The sequence below is a fragment of the Azospirillum sp. B510 genome (assembly GCF_000010725.1).
GTDB lineage: Bacteria > Pseudomonadota > Alphaproteobacteria > Azospirillales > Azospirillaceae > Azospirillum > Azospirillum lipoferum_B.
In genome coordinates this window covers 349,437-365,536 of sequence record NC_013858.1, presented here as the reverse complement: position 1 = coordinate 365,536, position 16,100 = coordinate 349,437, and the positions used below count along the sequence as shown (strand labels likewise).

The following is a 16,100-nucleotide window of genomic DNA, read 5'->3' as shown; positions in this document are numbered from 1 at the left end:
TCATTAGATCTTTTTATTGTTCAGATTTTAATGTTAAAATATCGTTATCGTTTATGAAAAATCACCATTACGCTAAAAGTGTTAGATTTTGACTCATTTCTATATTCATTTTTATTTAGCCTGGCCATATGTCGCGGCTCCACGAATTGGCCCCGCGGACGAATTTATGAGAATCGGCTAATGGCTCGTCCGCCATGCGGTCGGCGCGTGATGGTCGCAGGTTCCCCGCCCGTCCCCTCCGGTCCGTTCGGGAACCCTTCGCACCCGACGGCCGTTTTCGGAACGTGGCTGCACTCCGGCAGGGGAGGCGAGGCTTGGCGGGTGGTTTGACGGACTGGCTGGTGCAGGTGATGCACAACCTCCACTATGTCGGGATTTTCTTCCTGGTGGCGCTGGCGCGGATCTTCCCGCCGATCCCTGCCGAATCGGTGATCCCGCTGGCCGGGATCGGGGCGGCGACCGGCGAGTTCACGCTGGCCGGGGTCGCCATCGCCGGCGGGTTCGGCTCGCTGGCCGGTCAACTGGTGTGGTTCCTGCCCAGCCGGCTGATGGGGCGCGACCGGCTCGAAGCCTTCCTGAAGACATACGGCCCCTGGCTGACCATCAACCCGAAGCGGGTGCGGCAAAGCACCGACTGGTTCGCCAGACGCGGCGGGCTGGCGGTGCTGTTCTCGCAGCCGGTGCCGGGGGTGCGGACGCTGATCTCCATCCCGGCCGGGGCCTGCCGGATGCCGGTCCTGACCTATGCGCTGGCCTCCGGCCTCGGGTCGGTGCTGTGGACGCTGCTGCTGGCCTGGACCGGCTACATGCTGTCCCGCTGGCCCTTCGCCCACCGGCTGGTCGGCTATTTCACCATCGGGCTGCTGGTGGTGCTGGTCGGGCTGTATCTGTGGCGGCTGGGCAGGCAGCTGCGCCTATTGCGCAAGGGGCACTCGGGCCGCGGCGCGCCGACGGTCACGCCGACCGCCGGCTGAAACGCTCGGGTTCCCATGCGAGGGGCGGCCGCTCAGGCCGTGGCCATCCCGACGATCCCGGTGGCGGCCATGCCCAGCGCCCACAAGCCGAAGGCACCGAGCGCCACGCCAGTGCAGTGGTTCAGCATGGTCAGCCCGCGGTCGGAGATGCGGTGGCGCACCGCCGCCACCCCCATCGACAGCGTCATCCACCACAGCGACGCCCCGATGAAGACGCCGAGCACCAGGGTCGAGGCCTCCAGCCGGCTCAGGGTGCCGCCCAGGCCGAAACCGGCGAAGATGGCGATGAAGGCCATGATCGTCGCCGGGTTGGTCAGGGTCAGCGACAGGCCGGTCATGAAGCCGGCGAGCCAGGATTTGGTGTCCGGGGCGGATGCCGCCTCGCGCTCCTCGGCGTCGGGCTGCTGGCGGAAGGTGCGGACCGCCACCACCAGCAGGAAGATGCCGCCGACCAGCTGGAAGGCGATTTCGTGCCCGCGCAGGAAGCTGAGCGCCGTCGAGACGCCGAAGGCGGCGATGGCGCCATAGATGGTGTCGGCCACCGCGGCGCCGAAGCCGGTGAAGAAACCCATCAGCGGGCCGTGTTGCAGGGTGCGGCGGATGCACAGCAGACCGATCGGTCCGACGGGTGCGGCGATGGCGAATCCGAGAGCGATTCCCTGCAAGAGCACCCAGACTTCGTCCACCGAGCCTCGCCCCCCAATTTTTCCGATGACCGGCTTGTCGGGACCGGTTCGCCGCGATGACTGTCGGCGGGGGTGATAAACGTCCCCGTCCCCGTCGTCAACCGGGGGGCGCCCCGATTCGCTGCATCGCTTGGTCCGCTTTCCCTGTTGTGTGAAATGATGGCGCGGTTATCCTTCGGGTCAAGTTACGGCTTTCCGGAGTGGGTGGGACATGAAGACGCGTATTCTTGCCGCCATGCTGGCGATGACGGCGATCACGGCGACCGCTGCCGAGGCGTCGGCGGAGGACTTCTCGCCGGCCGTGGTGTTCGACCAGGGCGGCAAGTTCGACAAGTCCTTCAACGAGGCGGCCTACAACGGCGCCGAGCGCTTCAAGACGGAGACCGGCACCGCCTACCGCGAGTTCGAGATCACCAACGAGGGCCAGCGCGAGCAGGCGATGCGGACGCTGGTGCGCCGCGGCGCCTCGGTCATCGTCGCCGTCGGCTTCTCGCAGACCGCGGCGGTGGACAAGGTGGCGAAGGAATCGCCCAACACCAAATTCTGTCTGATCGACGACAAGCTGGACGCCCCCAACGTCCAGTCCGTGACCTTCAAGGAGGAGGAGGGATCCTTCCTGGTCGGCATGGCGGCGGCGCTGGCGTCGAAGACCGGCAAGGTCGGCTTCATCGGCGGCATGGACATCCCGCTGATCCGCAACTTCCTGACCGGCTACGAGCAGGGCGTGAAGCATGTCGCGGGGAGCGACGAGGTGTTCGTCAACATGACCGGCACTACGCCGGCCGCCTGGAACGATCCCGGCCGCGGGGCGGAGCTGGCCAAGAGCCAGTTCGGCCGCGGCGCCGACGTGGTGTTCGCCGCGGCGGGCGCCACCGGCCTCGGCGTGCTACAGGCGGCGGCCGATGCCGGCAAGCTGTCCATCGGCGTCGACAGCAACCAGAACCATGTCCATCCCGGCAGCGTCCTGACCTCGATGGTCAAGCGGGTGGACGTCGTCGTCTATGACTGCATGAAGGCGGCGAAGGACGGCAGCTGGAAGGCCGGCCACCGGGTCGTCGGGCTGAAGGAGGACGGCGTCGGCTATGCGCTGGACGCCAACAACCGCAAGCTGATCACGCCGGAGATCGAAGCGAAGCTGGAAGAGGCGAAGGCGCGGATCATCGCGGGCGCGCTGGCGGTCAAGCCGTACCAGCCGTAAGCGGGTCCTTCATGACGCAGGCAAGCGCGCCGGCCGCCCGGTCCGGAATCGCCCTGGAGACGGTGGCGATCAACAAATGGTTCGGCGCCAACCACGCCAACCGCGACGTGTCGCTGGCGGTTCCGGCCGGGACGATCCATGGGGTGATCGGCGAGAACGGCGCCGGCAAGTCGACGATCATGAGCATCGTCTACGGCTATCTGCGCGCCGACGGCGGCGAGATCCGGGTGAACGGCGCAGCCGCCGCCATCCGGACCCCGCGCGACGCGCTGGCCGCCGGCATCGGCATGGTCCACCAGCATTTCATGCTGGTGGACCCCTTCAGCGTGCTGGAGAATGTGCTGCTGGGGGCGGAAGGCGGGGTCACGCTGGCCGGCGGTCTCGCCCGCGCCAGGGCGGAGCTGACCCGGCTGGCCCGCGACTATGGGCTGGAGGTCGATCTCGACAGCCCGGTCGGGGACCTGCCGGTCGGCGCCCAGCAGCGGGTCGAGATCCTCAAGGCGCTCTACCGCGGCGCCGACATCCTGATCCTCGACGAGCCGACCGGCGTGCTGACCCCGCAGGAGGCCGACCATCTGTTCCGCATCCTGCGGGCGCTGCGCCAGCAGGGCAAGACGGTGATCATCATCACCCACAAGCTCCGCGAGATCATGGAGCTGACCGACAATGTCACGGTGATGCGGCGCGGGCAGGTGGTCGCCAACGTCGCCACCCGCGACACCAGCCGGGAGCATCTCGCCGAGCTGATGGTCGGCCGCAAGGTTCTGCTGCGCGTCGACAAGGCGCCGGCCAATCCGGGGGCGGAGGTGCTGCGGGTCGAGGGCTTGCGGGTGCGCGATCCCTCCGGCGTGGAGCGGGTGAAGGGCGTCGGCCTGTCGGTTAGGGCCGGCGAGATCGTCGGCATCGCCGGGGTGTCCGGCAACGGCCAGTCCGAGCTGCTGGAGGCGCTGGCCGGCATGCGGCCGATCGCCGGCGGCTCCGTCCGCCTGCGCGGGGAGGAACTGGCCGGGCATCCCGACCGCTTCAACGCCCGCGCGCTGCGCGGGCTTGGGGTGGGCCATGTGCCGGAGGACCGCCAGAAGGTCGGTCTCGTCACCAGCTTCTCGGCGGAGGAATGCTCTATCCTGGGCTTCCAGGACGATCCGGCCTGGAACGGCCGGGTTCTGCTGGACCGCGACGCGGTGGCGGCCAGCTGCGCCCGCCGGATGGAGGAATACGACACCCGCCCGCGCGACGGGTCGCTGGCGGCGGCCAATTTTTCCGGCGGCAACCAGCAGAAGATCGTTCTGGCCCGTGAGATCGAGCGGAACCCCGACCTGCTGCTGGTCGGCCAGCCGACCCGCGGCGTCGACATCGGCGCCATCGAGTTCATCCACCGCCGGCTGGTCGCCCTGCGCGACCAGGGCAAGGCGATCCTGCTGGTCTCGGTCGAGCTCGACGAGATCCGCGCGCTGTCCGACCGCATCATCGTGATGTTCGACGGCCACATCGTCGGCGAGGTGATGCCGGACCGGGCGGACGAGAAGACGCTGGGGCTGATGATGGCGGGTTGCGGGTGAGTGTGGGGGATGGGGTGGGGGCACCGCTCCCCATCATCCCCCCATCACCAGGGAACCGTCCGGCCCTGATAGTCGAGATATTTCGGAATGCTGTCCTCGATCGCCGGAACGCTATGCCGCCTGCCGCCACGTCGTCGCATCGCGCCGTGGGGAATTCCATGGACCGGTCGACGATGCGCTGGCGGAGTTGGGGCTGAGCCGCGGCGGTGCCCCGCTCGTGCCTGGGCAACAGCCCGAGACCGCCGCTCATGCCGCCGGTCTCGGGCTGGACAGCTTCGAACTGCCGGTCTGGACGGCGGACTTCGCCATCTCCGCCATCCGGCATCCGCGCCTGCGGGCGGATCCGGCCCACCGCTGGCTTCGCGAGATCATCGCGGCGGTGTGCCGGCGGGCCTATCCGTAGGAATGGCCCGCGGCTCCCGCCTTCACATCGGTTACTTCGCGAACAGCTGCGACAGGTCGGCGAAGGCCTTGAACTCCAGCGCGTTGCCGGCGGGGTCGAGGAAGAACATGGTGGACTGCTCGCCGACCTGGCCCTTGAAGCGGGTGTAGGGCTCGATCACGAACCTCACCCCGGCGGCCTTCAGCTTTTCGGCCAGGGCGTCCCAGTCGGCGGGGTGCAGCACGACGCCGAAATGCGGGACCGGCACATCGTGGCCGTCCACTTGGTTCTGGTGGGCCGGTGGTGCCGCATCGGGCGCGCGCGGCTTCAGATGGGCGACGATCTGATGGCCGTACAGGTCGAAATCGATCCATTCGTCGCTGCTGCGCCCTTCCGGACAGCCGAGCACGGTGCCGTAGAAATGGCGGGCGGCGGCCAGATCGTCGACCGGAAAGGCGATGTGGAAGGGCGTCAGCGTCGTCATCGATGGATGGCCTTTCGGGACCGGGTGGCGGGTGGCTGCCAAAAGCGGCTGTCGAGGCGTCCAACAGACCTTATCCACCCGGGCTTGACAAACGAGTTCTCGGGCTGAGTTTTATGAGTTCAACTCATGATTCGGGTCGCCCATGCCCAACCGCGCCTCCAACCGCGCTTCCGACCGCCCCTTGCCGTCGCTCAATGCCGTCCGCAGCTTCGTCGCGGTCGCCCGCCATCTCAGCTTCACCAGGGCGGCGGACGAGCTGGCGGTGACCCAGGGGGCCGTCAGCCGCATGATGCAGACCCTTCAGGCCGATCTCGGGGTCGAACTGATCCGCCGCGTCGGCCGTGGCATCGAGCTGACGCCGGCGGGCGCCGCCTTCCATGGCGAGGCGTCGGCGGCGCTCGACCGCATCGCCGCGGCGGTGCGGGCGACCCGCGCGCAGGATGGCGGGGTATTGCGGGTCAGCGCGCTGCCGACCCTGACGCAGCGCTGGCTGATTCCCCGGCTGAAGCGCTTCCAGGCGGAGAATCCCGACATCCAGGTCGAGGTCGGCATCGGCGAGCACCGCGTCGATTTCGCCAAGGAACACATCGACATCGCCATCCGCTATGGCGTGGAGGAGTGGCCCGGCGCGGAGATGGCGACGCTGATGCCGGAGACGATGGGCGTCTTCTGCGCGCCCTCGCTGCTGGATCAGGGGCCGCCGCTGCGCCGTCCGGCCGATCTGGCGTCGCACCGGCTGTTGCGGCACACCACCCGGCCCGATTCCTGGCGCGTCTATCTCGCCGCCTTCGGCTTGCCCTTGCCCGAATCGGCGTTGTCGCTGGCCTTCGAGCATTTCTTCATGATCATCGAAGCCGCGTCGGCGGGCATGGGGGTGGCCCTGCTGCCGGTCTTCCTGGCGCGGGAGGACGTGGCGTCGGGCCGGCTGGTCCAGCCCATCCAGGAGACGCTGCGGCCGCGTGGCCGCTACCTGATCGCCCACGCGCCGGGTGCGGAGCGGGCGCGTCGGGTGCGCCGTTTCAAGGAATGGTTGCTGAGCGAGGCGGAGTAGACCGGATCGTGGGGAATCGGACTCGATCTGGAGCGTGATCCGATCGCCAACCATAAAGCTATAGAGCGCGCTACTCCAGCGCCCCGGCCGCCTCATGCCGGTCTTCGGCGGTCGCCAGCAGGGTATCCACCGCGATGCGCAGGCCGGCGACCACCTGATCCACCGCCATCGACGGGGCTCCCGGATGGCGCACCGCCTGTTCGGGCGCCAGCGGGATGTACAGGAAGCCGACGCGCATGGCCGGCCGCCGCACCGCCCGCAGATGACAGGCGCCGTAGAACAGATGGTTGCAGACGAAGCTGCCGGCGCTGTGCGACAGGCCGGCGGGGATTCCGGCGCCGCGCAGGGATGCCGCGATGGCCTTGACCGGCAGGCTGGCGAAATAGGCGGCCGGGCCGCCCGCCACCACCGGCGTGTCCACCGGCTGGTTGCCGGCGGTGTCGGGGATGCGGGCATCGTCCAGATTGACGGCGACCCGCTCCAGCGACAACTCCGCCCGGCTCTGCGCCTGTCCGACGGCGAGCAGGGCCACCGGGCCGGTCTCCGCCACCGCCCGTTCGAGCGCATCGAGGGCCGCGCCGAACATGCAGGGCATCAGGCGGGCGGCGACGCGGTGGCCGCGGCATTCCCAGCCGTCCAGTAGCCGCACCGCCTCCCAGGACGGGTTGACGGTCTCGCCGCCGAAGGGTTCGAAACCGGTGAGCAGCACGGTCGGCATCGGACCGGTGAGCCTTGCCGGAGCGGGAGCGGTCAGGCCGCGATGGCCGCGGCCAGGACGCGGGTCTGGCGGGCGACCTTCTCGAAGGCGCGCTCCTCGATCTGGCGGATGCGCTCGCGGCTGACACCGTAGCGGACCGACAGATCCTCCAGGGTCAGCGGGCTGTCGGACAGGCGCCGGCTGGTCAGGATGTCGCGCTCGCGGTCGTTCAGCACGCCCATCGCCTCGTGCAGCAGGGCGCTGCGCTGGCGGGCCTCGCCGCGTTCGACCAGCGACTCCTCCACCGACGGGCGGTCGTCGGCCAGCAGATCCTGCCATTCGCCCGAATCGCCCTCGGCGCTCATCGGCGCGTTCAGCGAGGCGACCGGCGCCGACAGGCGGCGGTTCATGGCGACCACGTCATCCTCGGGCACGGCGAGGTCGGTGGCGATGCTGGTGACGCTGTCGGGATGCAGGTCGCCGCCGCCATATTCGCCCAGCTTCCGCTTCAGGCGGCCCAGGCTGAAGAACAGCTTCTTCTGCGCGGCGGTGGTGCCGATCTTCACCAGGCTCCAGGACCGCAGGATGTAATCCTGGATCGAGGCCTTGATCCACCACATCGCGTAGGTGGACAGGCGGAAGCCGCGTTCCGGCTCGAATTTCTTGACGGCGGTCATCAGGCCGAGATTGCCCTCGGCGATCAGGTCGGACAGCGGCAGGCCATAGCCGCGATAGCCGCCGGCGATCTTGACGACGAGACGGAGATGGCTGGTGACCAGCCTGTGCGCCGCATCGACATCGCCATGCTCGGTCCAGGCCTTGGCCAGCATGTATTCATCCTCGGCCGTCAGGACCGGGTAGCGGTGCGTGTCGTTGATGTAGCGGGACAGGGATTCGCCGGCATCGGGCGAACGGAGGGCGATGGCGGTGCTCATGTCACATCCTCAGGCGAAGCGATATGACGGGTGCAGGGCTCCCAAGCGGCGAGCCCAGGCCTCTCCGACGGAGCAGGCATCGATATAGTACGAATTCGGTGCTGAAAGTCAAGCCCGGCGGTCTTTTGTCGCTGTGGTTGTGGGCGCCGATTGACCTTGCTCAGTGCGGAGCCGGCGCGGACGTGGCAGGACCATCGGCGTCGCCGGGCTTCACCGCAAGGGAACCGCATGCCATGAAGATCGCCGTCGGCACCAAGGATTTCGCGACCATCGCCACCCATGGCGGACGTACCCGCCGTTTCCTGGTCTATGAGGCCGAGGCCGGCAGCGAGCCGGTCGAGACCGGCCGGATCGAGCTGGGGGAGGAGGAGGTGCTGCATCTGTGCGGCGACGGCCGGCCCCACCCGATCGACGTGGCGCGGGCGGTCATCACCGGATCGTCCGGCGCCGGCTTCGTCGCCCATATGAAGCGCCGTGGCATCGAGCCGGTGACGACGACGGAGACCGACCCGCTGCGGGCGATCCGCAGCTGGTTCGCCGGCACCCTGGACCCGGCGCCCGAACCGGAACACCCGCATGAGCATCATGACGGTCATCATCAATGACCGCCGGTATCAGACCGGGAAGCTGACGCTGGCGGTGGTGCCGGCGGCGTCGCTGTCGGTGGACAGCGTGTCGCCGAGCTGGCCGGCCAGCGCCTCGGCCAGCATCAGCCCATCCTCCGCCGTGGTGTCGAAGCCGGCGGGCAGGGCGCGGCCATTGTCCTCCACCGTCAGGCGGGCGCGGTCGCCGCCCTGCCGGCGCACGGTGATGCGGATCCAGCCGTCGTCGGGAAAGGCGTGGTGCAGGCAACTCGTCACCAGCTCGGCGATGATCAGGCCGAGCGGCATCGCCTCGTACAGGCCGATCTGGATCGGGTCGGAGGTGACCGTCACCGGCACGCGCGACAGGGCGCCGGGTGTCCCCTCCCGCACCGCCTCGCACAGGGCGGTGACGTAGCGGCCGAGGTCGACATGGGTGCCGGCGCCGCTTTCATGCAGCTGCCGGTAGAGGATCGCCAGCGACTCGATGCGGACCATGGTCTGTTCGTAGGCGGCGCGGGCGTCGGGATCGCGGACGCGGCCGGCCTGTAGCTTCAGCAGGCTGATCACCAACTGGAGGCTGTTCTTGGCGCGATGCTGCAATTCCCGCAGCTCCGCCTCCAGCTCCTGGATGCGCGCCGTCAGCCGGTCGGCCGGTGAGGCGCCGGATATGCCGCCGGATGGGCCGGACGAGACGCCGTCACCGGTCTGGTCCGGAGGGCAATGGGCGGCCTGCGACCGCGGAAGCATCGGCATGGGAACGGACTCGGCTCGATCATCACTGGTAAGCATCGTCGAATTCAGTCGTCAATCTAAGCGCTTGTCGGGCCGGCCCCACCGGTTCTGAGGGAGTAACCCGCCGCGCCTAGCCGATATGATGGGGACGGCGTGACGGCTGCGCCATCGTCCCGCGTCAGGAAATGCCAAAAGAAAGCCGAAAGAGAGATTGTGTCCCTCGGTTGCACCGACAAGAGTGGCAGCATGACGATGCGAACGACGATGCTGTGGGGCCTGCTGCTGCTCGCCCTGTCCGGCGGATGCGCCGCCGTGGTCGGTTCCGGCGGCGCCGGATCCGAAGGCGGGTCCGAAACCGGATCCGGGCCGGTCACCAGCACCCCGGTGCCGCTCGACCGCGGGCGGCCGGACAGGAGGACGCTCGGGCCGCTGCGTTTCCTGGGCGGGCTGGACGTCGCCGGGGGCGGGCGGGTCGGTGGACTGTCCGGCCTTTGGGTGGATCCGGCCGGCGACCGTTTCGTCGCCATCGGCGATACCGGGCTGGTGGTCGATGGCCGGCTCGGCAGCGACCCCGACGGCGGGCTGGCCGGTCTCTCTGAAATCCGCGCCCGTCCGCTGACGGTGGAGGAGGGGACGTCCAACCGCAAGCGCCGCACCGATGCCGAGGACCTGACGCGCCTGCCCGACGGCGGCTGGCTGGTCTCGTTGGAGCGGGACCATCGCATCCTGCGCTACACCGGCGGCGACCGCGGGCCGGAAGGGATCCCGGTGCCGATTCCCCGGCCGCCGGGGATGGAGAGCACGCCGGAGAATGGCGGGCTGGAGGCGCTGACCCGCCTTCCCGACGGCCGGCTGCTGACCATCGAGGAGGGAGAGGATGACGGCCACCGGGAGCGCCGCGCCTGGATCACGCGGGCGGGTCTGGCGGCGGACGGGGCGGGAGACGGCATGCCGCGCGTCGAGGCCGACTGGCAGCCCTTCACCTACCGGGTGGCGCCGCGCTACCGACCGACCAGCGTCGCTCCGTTGCCGGATGGCGGCGTGCTGGTGCTGGAACGCCGGGTGTCGCTGCTGGGCGGCTGGTCGTCGCGGCTGGTGCGCGTGGCGGCCCGGCAGCTGACGGCCGGCGCCGTGGTCGACGGGGAGGAGCTGGGCCGTCTGGAGGCCCCGCTGATCAACGACAATTTCGAAGGGATCGCCACCCGGCCGGGTCCGGCGGGACAGACGCTGGTCTATCTGATCTCCGACAACAATTTCAGTCCGCTCCAGCGCACCTACCTGCTGCTGTTCGCCCTGGACGGCCCGCCCTCGTGAGGCGGTCTCCGGGGAGACATCGCCTACAGGCGGACGGATTGGCTGGAGTACCGCTCCGCGGTCGAGTGACCGAGGGAGGTCAGCGCCGCCGCGGCGCACAGCGCGACCACCGCCGCCGCGGCGAAGCCGAGGATCATTGCCTTCATCCCATCCCTCCCTGGTCCTGTGACAAGCCCGGTCGCATCAAAGCAAACCGTATGGGGTTGCGCAATCCGTGCTTTCCCGCAATCCAGCCCCGCAATCCAGCCCCGAAGTTCAACCTTCATCGGGATCGACCACCGTCAGCGCTATGACGTCGGAGTCGACCAGCACCTTTCCCGCATGCTCGAAATTCACCGTGATGCGGTTGCGGATGGCCGACTGGACCTGCCCCAGCCCCCAGTCGGGTTGGTCCGGATGGCGCACCCAGGCGCCGGGCACCAGCGAATCGTCCATGGAGCGTCCCGTTCCTCACACTGTTCCGCATAGGAAATGCGACCGCCTGTGCGGCGGCGCCCGGAAAGTATAGAATCATCGGCTTCATACCGTCGCCGTTCCATTTGCCCGGAGTCCGCCTCGTGACCGAATCGTCCTCCCATCCCGTCAGCGTCGACATCCGCGTGCTGGAACTGCTGGCGTCGAAGCTCTGCCATGATCTGGTCAGCCCGGTCGGCGCCATCCGCAACGGTCTGGAACTGATCGAGGAGATGCAGGAGGACGAGGATGGCGGCGCCATCGGCGGCTTCCTGGGCGAGGCGGTGAAGCTGATCGACCATTCCTCCGGGCAGGCCGACCGCCGGCTGCGGGTGTTCCGGCTGGCCTATGGGCAGGCCGGGCGTGACCAGAAGGGCTTCGGGGATGCCCGCGCCGCCGCCGCCGGCTATGTCGAGGGCGGGCGCACCCGGCTCGACTGGCCGGAGCGGGTGCCCCACGACATGACCGCCCAGCGGCGCGGCGTGGTGAAGCTCCTGCTGAATCTGGTGATGCTGGCGGACGAGGCGCTGACCCATGGCGGGGTGGTCTCCGTCGCCGCCGACGGGGACGAGACCGCCGGCGGCGTCACGGTGACCGCCGCCGGCCGGCCGGGCGGCCTCAATCCGGACGCGGCGGCGGCGCTGGCCGGCACCGCCTCGGCCGCGGCGCTGACGCCGCGCACCATCCATGCCTATATCACCGGCCGGCTGGCCGAGGCCGACGGCTTCCGCATCGGCGTCGTTCCCGAAGGCGGCGAGCGGCTGGTCCTCACCGCGCGCTGGTGAGCGGCGCCCGGTCCGGCGCGGTCACAGCTGCTTGAAGATCCGCGGTTCGACCACGACCTGCTCGACCCCGCCGCCGGTCTGGTGGGAGGTGGTGCGCAGCGTGACCGCGAGATTGTGGCGCGCGGCCTCCGCCAGCGCGCTGTTGAGGCGCTCCACGGCGTCGCGCACGGAGCGGGCGAGTTCGGCGTCGGTCATCTATCCTCCCACTGGTTCCATATGTGACAATCAAGCCTCGATCCTGGCGGTGGAGGCGACCCGAAGACTCCCTATCGGAAGAGGTAAGGTTCTCTTAATCAGTATTTGACAGGCTCCCCCCTACCTGGACTGGAGCGCAACCGGCGGCCCCTCGATGCTGCCCGTTCGAGCCGCAGGACGGCGCGGACCATAAACATTGGGCCTGGGGAATGCGACATGGATGATCTGCTGTCCGAATTTCTGACGGAGACCAACGAAAACCTCTCGGTGCTGGACGTCGAGCTGGTCCGGTTGGAGCAGAATCCGAACAATCCGGAACTGCTGTCGAACATCTTCCGGCTCGTCCACACCATTAAGGGCACCTGCGGCTTTCTCGGCCTGCCCCGCCTGGAAAAGGTGGCGCACGCGTCGGAGAACGTGCTGGGCAAGTTCCGCGATGGCGAGCTGACCATCAACCCGGAAGCCGTTTCGCTGATCCTGCAGGCTCTGGACACCATCAAGAGCCTGCTGGCGGTGCTGGAAGCGACCGAGGCGGAACCGCCGGGCGACGACCTGCCGCTGATCGAGCGTCTGAACCTGTGCGCCGAGGGCAAGCTGGGCGGCCCCGCTCCGGCCGCCGCCGCTCCGCCGCCACCCCCGCCGCCGCCGACCGCTCCCGCGGTCGCCGCCGCGGAGGAACGGCCGGCGTCGCTGGACGATCTGGAGGCGTTGTGGAACGCCACTCCCGGCCCGAACGATGCGCCCGCCGCCCCGGCTCCCGCCGCCGCTCCGGCCGCCAGCACGGCGGTCGCCACCCGCGCGCCCGCGCCGGTCGAAGAGCCCTCGCATGATCTCGTCGTGCCGGAGCCCGAGCCGGCCGCCGCGAAGATGCCGGCGCCGGTCGCCCCGATGGCCGGCGGTTCGGCCGGCGGCAATGCCGGCGGCGGCGATGCCGGTGCCGAGGCCGCGACCAAGGAATCGGCGGTCGCCGCCCAGACCATCCGCGTCAACGTCGACCTGCTCGAAAACCTGATGACCATGGTGTCGGAGCTGGTGCTGACCCGCAACCAGCTGCTGCAGATCCTGCGGTCGCAGAAGGAGAGCGAGTTCGCGGCGCCGTTGCAGCGCCTGAACCATGTGACGTCGGAGTTGCAGGAAGGCGTTATGAAGACGCGCATGCAGCCCATCGGCAACGCCTGGGCCAAGCTGCCGCGTCTGGTGCGCGATCTGGCGCATGAACTGAACAAGAAGATCGACCTCCAGATGCTCGGCGCCGACACCGAGCTGGACCGCCAGGTTCTGGAGCTGATCAAGGATCCGCTGACCCACATGGTGCGCAACAGCGCCGACCATGGGCTGGAGATCCCGGCGGAGCGTGTGAAGGCCGGCAAGACGGAAACCGGCCGCATCACCCTGAACGCCTATCACGAGGGCGGCCACATCATCATCGAGATCCAGGACGACGGTAAGGGCCTTGCCATCGACCGGATCAAGCAGAAGGCGATCCAGAACGGGATGGCGTCGGAGATCGAGCTGGCCTCGATGACCGACCAGCAGATCATCCAGTTCATCATGAAGCCGGGCTTCTCCACCGCCGCCAAGGTGACCAACGTGTCGGGCCGCGGCGTCGGCATGGACGTGGTGAAGACCAACATCGAGAAGATCGGCGGCACGATCGAGATCAAGTCGGCCCAGGGCAAGGGCTCGACCTTCATCATCAAGATCCCGCTGACGCTGGCCATCGTCTCGGCCCTGATCGTGGAATGCGCCGGCGAGCGGTTCGCCATCCCGCAGATCAGCGTCGTCGAGCTGGTGCGCGCCGCCTCCGACAGCGAGCACACCATCGAGCGGCTGAAGGGCACGCCGGTGCTGCGCCTGCGCAACCGCCTGCTGCCGCTGGTCTCGCTCCAGCAGCTGCTGCGGCTGGACGACAGCGAGGACGCCAAGAAGCCGGCGGACGAGACCTTCATCGTCGTCACCCAGGTCGGCACCTACACCTTCGGCATCATGGTCGACCGCGTGTTCGACACCGAGGAAATCGTGGTGAAGCCGGTGGCGCCGATCCTGCGCCACATCGAGATGTTCTCGGGCAACACCATCCTGGGCGACGGCTCGGTCATCATGATCCTCGACCCCAACGGCATCGCGTCGGCCACCGGCGAGATGGCGATGGGCGAGGCCGCCGGCAAGGAGACCACCGCGGTCCAGACCCAGCGCCAGGAGGACAAGATGGCGCTCCTGCTGTTCCGCGCCGGCGAGGGCGCGCCCAAGGCGGTGCCGCTGTCGCTGGTCGCCCGCCTGGAGGACGTCGATCTGGCGTCGGTCGAGCTGTCGAACGGCCTGCCGGTGGTCCAGTACCGCGGCAAGCTGATGCCGCTGGTGCCGATCGACCCGAACTTCATGCTGGGCCGGGAAGGCCGCCAGCCGGTTCTGGTCTTCGCCGATGGCGACCGCTCGATGGGCCTGATCGTCGACGAGATCGTCGACATCGTCGAGGAGAAGCTGAATGTCCAGTTGGCGGCGGAGCGTCCCGGCCTGATGGGCTCGGCGATCATCGCCGGCAAGGCGACCGAGGTGATCGACGCCGGCTTCTTCCTGACCCAGGCCTACAAGGACTGGTTCGGCTCCTCGACCCAGGAGGGGTTCGAGGAGGAGAAGCTGCAACGCGTGCTGCTGGTGGACGACAGCCCCTTCTTCCGCAACCTGCTGACGCCGCTGCTGTCGGTCGCCGGCTACGACGTGACGGCGGTGGAGAATGCCAGCGACGCGCTGGCGCTCTGCGAGGCCGGCGAGGACTTCGACGTCATCGTCTCCGACATCGAGATGCCGGGCATGAGCGGCTTCGACTTCGCCGAGGCGGTTCGCCACGGCAGCCGCTGGCAGGGTGTGCCGATGGTGGCGCTGTCCAGCCACGCCAGCGCCCGTGACCTCGACCGCGGCCGCATCGCCGGTTTCAACGACTATGTCGCCAAGTTCGACCGTGACGCGCTGCTCTTCGCGCTGCAGCAGACGCTGACCGAACAGAAAGGTGCCGCATGAGCAACGCCAAGCTGCCGTCCACCGTCCGCAAGTCGAAGGGCGACGACCTCGTCGCCTCCGGCAACCAGGACTATGTGACCATGACGATCGCCGACCAGATGTTCGGCATCCCGGTCCTTCAGGTGCAGGACGTGCTGGGCCATCAGCGGATCACCCGTATCCCGCTGGCCCCGCCCGAGGTCGCCGGATCGCTGAACCTGCGCGGCCGCATCGTCACCGCCATAGACGTCCGTCTCCGGCTCGGTCTGACCGGCCGGCCGAAGGACAAGCCCGGCATGTCGATCGTCGTCGATCTGCGTGGCGAGCTGTACAGCCTGATGGTCGACTCGGTCGGTGAGGTCCTGAGCCTGACCAAGGAGGACTTCGAGCGGAACCCGGCGACGCTGGACCCGCGCTGGCGTGAGGTGTCGACCGGAATTTACCGGCTGAACGGCCAGTTGATGGTTGTGCTGGACGTGCCGCGTCTGCTCAACTTCACGACCATAGAGGCGGCCTGACGGATCGCGGCGCCCTTCCCGATAGGGGGGCGCCGTTCCGTCCGTCCGGCTTCCCGCCCGCGAACCGATGACCTGAGGCCCTGCCGCAATGAAATCCTGCCTGGTGGTCGATGACAGCCGCGTGGTCCGCAAGGTTGCACGCAAGATCCTGGAAGAGCTGAGCTTCACCTGCTCCGAGGCGGAGGACGGCAAGCAGGCGATGGAAGCCTGCGCGGTGCAGATGCCCGACGCCATCCTGCTGGACTGGAACATGCCGGTGATGACGGGGATCGAGTTCCTGCGCCGGCTGCGCAAGATGAGCGGGGGCGACCAGCCCAAGGTGGTGTTCTGCACCACCGAGAACGACCTCGCCCACATTCAGGAAGCGCTGTCCGCCGGGGCCAACGAGTACATCATGAAGCCCTTCGACAGCGACATCATCCAGACCAAGTTCGCGCAGGTCGGCCTTCTCTGACCCCTGCCCGAGCCGCCCCCGTGATCCGAGGGTCATGGGCGGTCCGGACAGCGTCCCGGAGGGGACGCCAGGAGACGCCGCGTTGAACCCGTCGAGTTGAAA

The 16,100-nt window shown here is 68.5% G+C and carries 19 protein-coding genes; 11 read left to right on the top strand and 8 right to left on the bottom strand.

The window, feature by feature from the left end; genetic code table 11:
• Positions 1–314: 314 nt before the first annotated feature.
• Complete coding sequence (locus tag AZL_RS29015; RefSeq protein WP_052293800.1) at positions 315–974, top strand: DedA family protein; 660 nt, start codon at positions 315–317, stop codon at positions 972–974.
• Positions 975–1,006: 32 nt separating this feature from the next.
• On the opposite strand, the gene AZL_RS29010 is transcribed toward AZL_RS29015, so the two are convergent.
• Positions 1,007–1,645, bottom strand: coding sequence for a LysE family translocator (locus AZL_RS29010; protein WP_247894508.1), 639 nt, complete (start codon positions 1,643–1,645; stop codon positions 1,007–1,009).
• A gap of 226 nt (positions 1,646–1,871) precedes the next feature.
• On the opposite strand from AZL_RS29010, the gene AZL_RS29005 reads away from it, so the two are divergent.
• The 3 genes from AZL_RS29005 (at position 1,872) to AZL_RS28995 (ending at position 4,820) form a co-directional block, all read left to right on the top strand.
• On the top strand, positions 1,872–2,858 hold the full coding sequence (locus AZL_RS29005; protein ID WP_012977949.1) for a BMP family lipoprotein: 987 nt from the start codon (positions 1,872–1,874) through the stop codon (positions 2,856–2,858).
• Between the two features lie 11 nt (positions 2,859–2,869).
• The gene (locus tag AZL_RS29000; protein ID WP_012977948.1) at positions 2,870–4,417 is read left to right on the top strand and encodes an ABC transporter ATP-binding protein; all 1,548 of its coding nucleotides are present in this window, start codon (positions 2,870–2,872) and stop codon (positions 4,415–4,417) included.
• A 217-nt stretch (positions 4,418–4,634) separates the two neighbouring features.
• Positions 4,635–4,820 (top strand): hypothetical protein, encoded by a 186-nt coding sequence (locus AZL_RS28995; RefSeq protein WP_012977947.1) that lies wholly within the window; start codon positions 4,635–4,637, stop codon positions 4,818–4,820.
• A 31-nt stretch (positions 4,821–4,851) separates the two neighbouring features.
• Here AZL_RS28995 and AZL_RS28990 read toward each other — a convergent pair whose 3' ends face one another.
• Positions 4,852–5,283, bottom strand: a complete 432-nt coding sequence (locus AZL_RS28990; protein WP_012977946.1) for a VOC family protein — start codon at positions 5,281–5,283, stop codon at positions 4,852–4,854.
• Positions 5,284–5,425: 142 nt separating this feature from the next.
• Between AZL_RS28990 and AZL_RS28985 the strand changes: the two genes are divergently transcribed.
• The gene (locus tag AZL_RS28985; RefSeq protein ID WP_012977945.1) at positions 5,426–6,334 is read left to right on the top strand and encodes a LysR substrate-binding domain-containing protein; all 909 of its coding nucleotides are present in this window, start codon (positions 5,426–5,428) and stop codon (positions 6,332–6,334) included.
• A gap of 70 nt (positions 6,335–6,404) precedes the next feature.
• Here the strand turns inward: AZL_RS28985 and pcp are convergent, their stop codons facing one another.
• Complete coding sequence (gene pcp, locus AZL_RS28980) at positions 6,405–7,052, bottom strand: pyroglutamyl-peptidase I (protein WP_012977944.1); 648 nt, start codon at positions 7,050–7,052, stop codon at positions 6,405–6,407.
• Positions 7,053–7,084: 32 nt separating this feature from the next.
• Positions 7,085–7,966 carry an RNA polymerase sigma factor RpoH gene (gene rpoH, locus AZL_RS28975; protein ID WP_012977943.1) on the bottom strand — a complete coding sequence of 294 codons (882 nt, stop codon included), beginning with the start codon at positions 7,964–7,966 and terminating at the stop codon, positions 7,085–7,087.
• Between the two features lie 233 nt (positions 7,967–8,199).
• On the opposite strand from rpoH, the gene AZL_RS28970 reads away from it, so the two are divergent.
• A complete protein-coding gene (locus AZL_RS28970; protein WP_012977942.1) occupies positions 8,200–8,571 on the top strand; it encodes a NifB/NifX family molybdenum-iron cluster-binding protein in 372 nt (123 codons plus the stop codon).
• Between the two features lie 9 nt (positions 8,572–8,580).
• Here the strand turns inward: AZL_RS28970 and AZL_RS28965 are convergent, their stop codons facing one another.
• A complete protein-coding gene (locus AZL_RS28965) occupies positions 8,581–9,303 on the bottom strand; it encodes a sensor histidine kinase (RefSeq protein WP_148219712.1) in 723 nt (240 codons plus the stop codon).
• A 225-nt stretch (positions 9,304–9,528) separates the two neighbouring features.
• Here AZL_RS28965 and AZL_RS28960 point away from each other — a divergent pair, with 225 nt between their 5' ends.
• Positions 9,529–10,596 carry an esterase-like activity of phytase family protein gene (locus tag AZL_RS28960; RefSeq protein WP_042446363.1) on the top strand — a complete coding sequence of 356 codons (1,068 nt, stop codon included), beginning with the start codon at positions 9,529–9,531 and terminating at the stop codon, positions 10,594–10,596.
• A gap of 23 nt (positions 10,597–10,619) precedes the next feature.
• Here the strand turns inward: AZL_RS28960 and AZL_RS37455 are convergent, their stop codons facing one another.
• Positions 10,620–10,742 carry a hypothetical protein gene (locus tag AZL_RS37455; protein ID WP_042446142.1) on the bottom strand — a complete coding sequence of 41 codons (123 nt, stop codon included), beginning with the start codon at positions 10,740–10,742 and terminating at the stop codon, positions 10,620–10,622.
• A 109-nt stretch (positions 10,743–10,851) separates the two neighbouring features.
• Entirely contained in the window at positions 10,852–11,031 is a 180-nt protein-coding gene (locus AZL_RS28950; RefSeq protein WP_012977939.1) for a DUF3553 domain-containing protein, read from the bottom strand.
• A 122-nt stretch (positions 11,032–11,153) separates the two neighbouring features.
• Here AZL_RS28950 and AZL_RS28945 point away from each other — a divergent pair, with 122 nt between their 5' ends.
• Positions 11,154–11,834, top strand: a complete 681-nt coding sequence (locus AZL_RS28945; RefSeq protein WP_012977938.1) for a histidine phosphotransferase family protein — start codon at positions 11,154–11,156, stop codon at positions 11,832–11,834.
• 21 nt (positions 11,835–11,855) lie between these two features.
• On the opposite strand, the gene AZL_RS36670 is transcribed toward AZL_RS28945, so the two are convergent.
• Positions 11,856–12,029, bottom strand: coding sequence for a hypothetical protein (locus tag AZL_RS36670; RefSeq protein WP_173380531.1), 174 nt, complete (start codon positions 12,027–12,029; stop codon positions 11,856–11,858).
• 216 nt (positions 12,030–12,245) lie between these two features.
• Here AZL_RS36670 and AZL_RS28940 point away from each other — a divergent pair, with 216 nt between their 5' ends.
• The 3 genes from AZL_RS28940 (at position 12,246) to AZL_RS28930 (ending at position 15,998) form a co-directional block, all read left to right on the top strand.
• Positions 12,246–15,047, top strand: coding sequence for a hybrid sensor histidine kinase/response regulator (locus AZL_RS28940; protein ID WP_012977937.1), 2,802 nt, complete (start codon positions 12,246–12,248; stop codon positions 15,045–15,047).
• The gene (locus AZL_RS28935) at positions 15,044–15,544 is read left to right on the top strand and encodes a chemotaxis protein CheW (RefSeq protein WP_012977936.1); all 501 of its coding nucleotides are present in this window, start codon (positions 15,044–15,046) and stop codon (positions 15,542–15,544) included. The genes AZL_RS28940 and AZL_RS28935 overlap by 4 nt, the downstream gene beginning before the upstream one ends.
• A gap of 88 nt (positions 15,545–15,632) precedes the next feature.
• Positions 15,633–15,998, top strand: a complete 366-nt coding sequence (locus tag AZL_RS28930; protein ID WP_012977935.1) for a response regulator — start codon at positions 15,633–15,635, stop codon at positions 15,996–15,998.
• Positions 15,999–16,100 lie beyond the last annotated feature (102 nt).

Excerpts from the sequence above, each read along its gene's own strand:
- AZL_RS29005 (WP_012977949.1), top strand. The coding sequence starts at position 1,872 with ATGAAGACGCGTATTCTTGCCGCCATGCTGGCGATGACGGCGATCACG.
- AZL_RS29000 (WP_012977948.1), top strand. The coding sequence starts at position 2,870 with ATGACGCAGGCAAGCGCGCCGGCCGCCCGGTCCGGAATCGCCCTGGAG.
- AZL_RS28990 (WP_012977946.1), bottom strand. The coding sequence starts at position 5,283 with ATGACGACGCTGACGCCCTTCCACATCGCCTTTCCGGTCGACGATCTG.
- AZL_RS28985 (WP_012977945.1), top strand. The coding sequence starts at position 5,426 with ATGCCCAACCGCGCCTCCAACCGCGCTTCCGACCGCCCCTTGCCGTCG.
- pcp (WP_012977944.1), bottom strand. The coding sequence starts at position 7,052 with ATGCCGACCGTGCTGCTCACCGGTTTCGAACCCTTCGGCGGCGAGACC.
- rpoH (WP_012977943.1), bottom strand. The coding sequence starts at position 7,966 with ATGAGCACCGCCATCGCCCTCCGTTCGCCCGATGCCGGCGAATCCCTG.
- AZL_RS28970 (WP_012977942.1), top strand. The coding sequence starts at position 8,200 with ATGAAGATCGCCGTCGGCACCAAGGATTTCGCGACCATCGCCACCCAT.
- AZL_RS28965 (WP_148219712.1), bottom strand. The coding sequence starts at position 9,303 with ATGCCGATGCTTCCGCGGTCGCAGGCCGCCCATTGCCCTCCGGACCAG.
- AZL_RS28960 (WP_042446363.1), top strand. The coding sequence starts at position 9,529 with ATGACGATGCGAACGACGATGCTGTGGGGCCTGCTGCTGCTCGCCCTG.
- AZL_RS37455 (WP_042446142.1), bottom strand. The coding sequence starts at position 10,742 with ATGAAGGCAATGATCCTCGGCTTCGCCGCGGCGGCGGTGGTCGCGCTG.
- AZL_RS28950 (WP_012977939.1), bottom strand. The coding sequence starts at position 11,031 with ATGGACGATTCGCTGGTGCCCGGCGCCTGGGTGCGCCATCCGGACCAA.
- AZL_RS36670 (WP_173380531.1), bottom strand. The coding sequence starts at position 12,029 with ATGACCGACGCCGAACTCGCCCGCTCCGTGCGCGACGCCGTGGAGCGC.
- AZL_RS28940 (WP_012977937.1), top strand. The coding sequence starts at position 12,246 with ATGGATGATCTGCTGTCCGAATTTCTGACGGAGACCAACGAAAACCTC.
- AZL_RS28935 (WP_012977936.1), top strand. The coding sequence starts at position 15,044 with ATGAGCAACGCCAAGCTGCCGTCCACCGTCCGCAAGTCGAAGGGCGAC.
- AZL_RS28930 (WP_012977935.1), top strand. The coding sequence starts at position 15,633 with ATGAAATCCTGCCTGGTGGTCGATGACAGCCGCGTGGTCCGCAAGGTT.